The 3,819-nt window shown below is 72.0% G+C and carries 5 protein-coding genes; 3 read left to right on the top strand and 2 right to left on the bottom strand.

Annotated elements, in window-relative coordinates:
* Window positions 1–256: 256 nt before the first annotated feature.
* On the bottom strand, window positions 257–841 hold the full coding sequence (locus ACFFNX_RS44650; protein ID WP_378212334.1) for a TetR/AcrR family transcriptional regulator: 585 nt from the start codon (window positions 839–841) through the stop codon (window positions 257–259).
* Window positions 842–947: 106 nt separating this feature from the next.
* Here ACFFNX_RS44650 and ACFFNX_RS44645 point away from each other — a divergent pair, with 106 nt between their 5' ends.
* Window positions 948–1,586, top strand: coding sequence for an NAD(P)-dependent oxidoreductase (locus tag ACFFNX_RS44645; RefSeq protein ID WP_378212333.1), 639 nt, complete (start codon window positions 948–950; stop codon window positions 1,584–1,586).
* A gap of 56 nt (window positions 1,587–1,642) precedes the next feature.
* On the opposite strand, the gene ACFFNX_RS44640 is transcribed toward ACFFNX_RS44645, so the two are convergent.
* Window positions 1,643–2,017, bottom strand: coding sequence for an FKBP-type peptidyl-prolyl cis-trans isomerase (locus ACFFNX_RS44640; protein ID WP_378212332.1), 375 nt, complete (start codon window positions 2,015–2,017; stop codon window positions 1,643–1,645).
* A 99-nt stretch (window positions 2,018–2,116) separates the two neighbouring features.
* Between ACFFNX_RS44640 and ACFFNX_RS44635 the strand changes: the two genes are divergently transcribed.
* Together ACFFNX_RS44635 and ACFFNX_RS44630 are read left to right on the top strand one after the other, a co-directional pair.
* Complete coding sequence (locus tag ACFFNX_RS44635) at window positions 2,117–2,731, top strand: DsbA family oxidoreductase (protein ID WP_378212331.1); 615 nt, start codon at window positions 2,117–2,119, stop codon at window positions 2,729–2,731.
* Window positions 2,732–2,865: 134 nt separating this feature from the next.
* Window positions 2,866–3,819, top strand: a 954-nt coding sequence (locus tag ACFFNX_RS44630; RefSeq protein WP_378212330.1) for a hydantoinase/oxoprolinase N-terminal domain-containing protein, incomplete at its 3' end; no start/stop codon positions are given.

Below are 3,819 nucleotides of genomic sequence, written 5' to 3'. Positions count from 1 at the left end.
GGCCGCAGGGCAAGATGCCCGCGCTGGCGGTACATCCGTCTGATCCGCCGTGGCTTCGCTGTCACAGATCGCGGGGGGTCGCGCGCCGTCGGATGCGGCCGTTTCGGCACCGGCGGTCTCGTTGGGCATTGCCCGTCGCTTTCGGCGGCGCTGAGTGGATCGGGGGTGAGCGCCGCTCGTCACGTGCGGGGGAGGCGAGACCGGCGCGGCGCTGAGCGGGGCGCCGTCCGGGGCAGAGCGGGGCGGCGGTGGGCGGTTACGCGGGGAGGGTCAGGGCGGCGGTGAGTGTGCGGGCCAGGGCGGTGGCCGTCTCGTCCGGTACCCGGGGTGCGTTCAAGCCCTCGGCGAAGTAGGCGAAGAAGGCCTGCTGGAAGCAGGCGCCCGCCAGCAGCGCGGCCACCGCGTCCGGGTCGGCGTGGTCCGGGACGCGGCCCAGTTCCTGCTCGGCGCGAAGGTAGACGGCGATGCGTTCGACCGCGTGCCAGGGGCCGCCGCCGTACCGGCCGATCGACGCGTGGTGCGCCGCCATCAGTCCCGGTTCGGAGACCACCGAGCTCAACATCGGGAACGTCTCGCGGTAGAAGTCCAGCATCCCGCGGACCAGCCGGTAGATGTTCTCCTCGACCCGGTCGCGTCCGGCCGTGATCTCGATCCGGGCGCTGCCCGGCGCGCGTTCGCGCAGAACGCGCAGGAGGAGCTCCTCCTTGTCGCGAAAGTGCTTGTAGAGCGTCGCCTCGGAGAAGCCGGCCGCCTTGGCGATCTCCTTGGTGGTCGTGCGGGTGACGCCGCGCGTCCGCATGAGTTCCGCGGCGGCGTCCAGGATGCGGTCGCGCGTCTCCACATCGAACCCCCTTTGGTTAGTGAGTACTCACTCGCTATCTTAGTAGTGGGTGAGTACTCACTAACCACGACACCAGGGCATCACACGACGGAAGGCGAGGCCCGCGATGAAACTGACGATCTTCGGCGCGACCGGGAGAACCGGTATCCAACTGGTCCGGCAGGCGCTGGAGGAGGGGCACGACGTGACCGCGGTCGTACGGGACCCGGCGCGGCTCGACGTGCCCGCCTGCGAGCGGCTGCGGGTGGTCACCGCGGACGTCACCGACCCCGCCGCCGTCGCGCCGGCCGTGGAGGGCGCCGACGCGGTCCTGTCGGCGCTCGGTCCCCGCGGCAGGGGGCCGACGACGATCTGCTACGACGGCGTCCGCGCCGCCATCGAGGCGATGGGCAAGGCGGGCGTCCGGCGTCTGGTGGTGTGCAGCGCCGCGGGCGCGTTCGCCGACGCGGGGGACGGCCTCTTCACCCGCTATGTCGTCAAGCCGCTGATCTTGAACCCGCTGCTCAGGGACGGCTTCGAGGACATGCGCCGCTGCGAGCGTGAGGTGCGGGACTCGGGGCTGGAGTGGACCCACGTGCGGGCGCCGCAGCTGCTCGACAAGGAGGCGACGGGCCGCTACCGCACCGCGACCGACATCAACCTGCGCGGCGGCCGTTCGATCTCCCGGGCCGACCTGGCCGCCTGCATGCTCGGCGTGATCGGCGACGACGACTCGATACGCCACCACGTCTCGGTGGCGTACTGAGAGACCGCCCGGAACCCCGAAACGGGGGTTCCGGGCGGTCTCTCAACGGGCGGGCCTCAGCCCACGCCCAGGAGGTCCACCACGAAGATCAGCGTCTCGCCGGGCTTGATGGCGCCGCCGGCGCCGCGGTTGCCGTAGCCCAGGTGCGGCGGGATCACCAGCTTGCGGCGTCCGCCGACCTTCATGCCGGCCACGCCCTGGTCCCAGCCTTGGATGACCCGTCCGGCGCCGAGCGGGAAGTCGAAGGGCGCCCCGCGGTTCCACGAGGCGTCGAACTCCTCACCGGTCGAGTGGGAGACACCGACGTAGTGGACGGTGACGGTCGAGCCGGGCTGCGCCTCGGGGCCGTCGCCGACCGTGATGTCGGTGATCTGGAGGTCCGCGGGCGGCTCGCCCTCGGGAAAGTCGATCTCGGGTCGCTCGAGTGCCATGAGAATCTTTCGGTGTTTGACGATGTACGAACCGCCCAGCGTAGCGATGCGGTGGCGCGGCGGGGGAATGCGGGCGCGGCGGCCCGGGTTGGGCCGGACGTGAACATCGAGATCTTCTCCGACGTCGTGTGCCCGTGGTGTTACCTGGGCCGGGCCCGCTTCCGTACGGCCGCCGAGGCGTTCGGCGGCGACGCGGCGGTGACCTGGCGTCCGTTCCAGCTCGATCCGGAGGCGACCGGCGGCGGGCTGACCAGTGAGCTCATGGCCGACCGCTTCGGCGGCCCGGCCAAGGTCGCCGAGATGCACGAGCGGATGGCCGGCCTGCTGGCGGCCGAGAACCTGCCGTACGCACCGGAGAAGGCGATCAGCGCGAACACGCGCGACGCGCACCGGGTCATCGCCCTGGCGGGGGAGGCGGGCGTCCAGGACGCCGTCGTCGATCGGCTGTTCCGCGCGTATCACGCCGAGGGCCGCGACCTGAACGACCACGGCACCCTCGCCGCTCTGGCCGCCGAGGCGGGGCTCGACGGCGTCGCGGAGCGGCTCGCCGCCGGCGACGGCGAGGCGGAGGTGGCCGGCCAGGTCGGGCGCGCACGGGCGATGGGCGTGAGCGGTGTCCCGTTCTATGTGTTCGAGGAGAAGTGGGCGGTCTCGGGCGCGCAGTCCGTGGAGTTCTTCGAGAGCGCGCTGCGCGAGGTGGCCGCCCAGGCGTGAGCCGCCGAACAGGCGGGTGACGGTCCGGACGCCGTCGCTCGTACGGGCCGGGCGGCCGAATACCGAAAAACGGACCGTTCGTTGGCAGGACTCGACGGTTCGCCCGTCCGCGGCGTCCGGGTAGACAGTGACTCATGGCGATCCGGATCGGCATTGACACCGGTGGGACGTTCACGGACGTGGTCGCGGTGGACGAGGACAGCGGAGCGATCGTCACCACCAAGACGCCGTCGACGCCGGACGACCCGGCCGCGGGGTTCATGGCGGGCATCGCCCGGCTGGACGCCGCCGACATCGCGGCCGTGTGCCACGGCACGACCGTGGCCACCAACCGGCTCCTCGAAGGCCGCGTCGGCGACCTCGGTTTCATCACCACCGAGGGTTTCGAGTTCCTGCTGGAGATCGCCCGCCAGAGTGTCCCGGACGGCTACGGCAACTCCTACTTCTGGGTGAAGCCGCCGCGGATCGTCCCGGCGCATCGGGTCAAAACGGTCGGCGGCAGGCTCGACCACACCGGCGCGGAGGTGCGGCCCTTCGACGAGGCGTCGGCGGTGCGTGCCGCGCGCTGGTTCCGCGACCAGGGCGTGACCGCGATCGGCGTGTGCTTCCTGCACTCCTACGCCGACCCCGCGCACGAGCGGGCCATGCGCGAGGTGCTGCGCCGCGAGCACCCGGACGCGGTGGTGTCGCTGTCGCACGAGGTGCTGCGGGAGTACCGGGAGTACGAGCGGTCGGTCACCACCCTGGTCGACGCCGCCGTCAAGCCCGCCATCGGCCGCTACGTCGCGCGGATCTCCGAACGCCTCGGCGACGTGCCCCTGTACGTCATGACGAGCAACGGCGGCGTGCTGTCGGCGAGCGAGGTGGTGGACCGCCCGATCACGACCGTGCTGTCGGGCCCGGCCGCCGGCGCCCTCGGCGCCGCGTTCGTCGCGCGGGCGGCCGCCGAGCACGCGAACGTCATCACGCTCGACGGCGGGGGCACCTCCACCGACGTCGCCGTCGTGCTCGACGGCGAGCCGACGCTCACCACCGAGGGCACGGTCGGCGACTACCCGTCCAAGATCCCGATGATCGACATCGTCACG

The sequence above is a fragment of the Actinoallomurus acaciae genome (assembly GCF_042429965.1).
GTDB lineage: Bacteria > Actinomycetota > Actinomycetes > Streptosporangiales > Streptosporangiaceae > Actinoallomurus > Actinoallomurus acaciae.
Note: the sequence above shows the minus strand (reverse complement) of the source record. Positions and strands in the feature narration are given on the sequence as shown.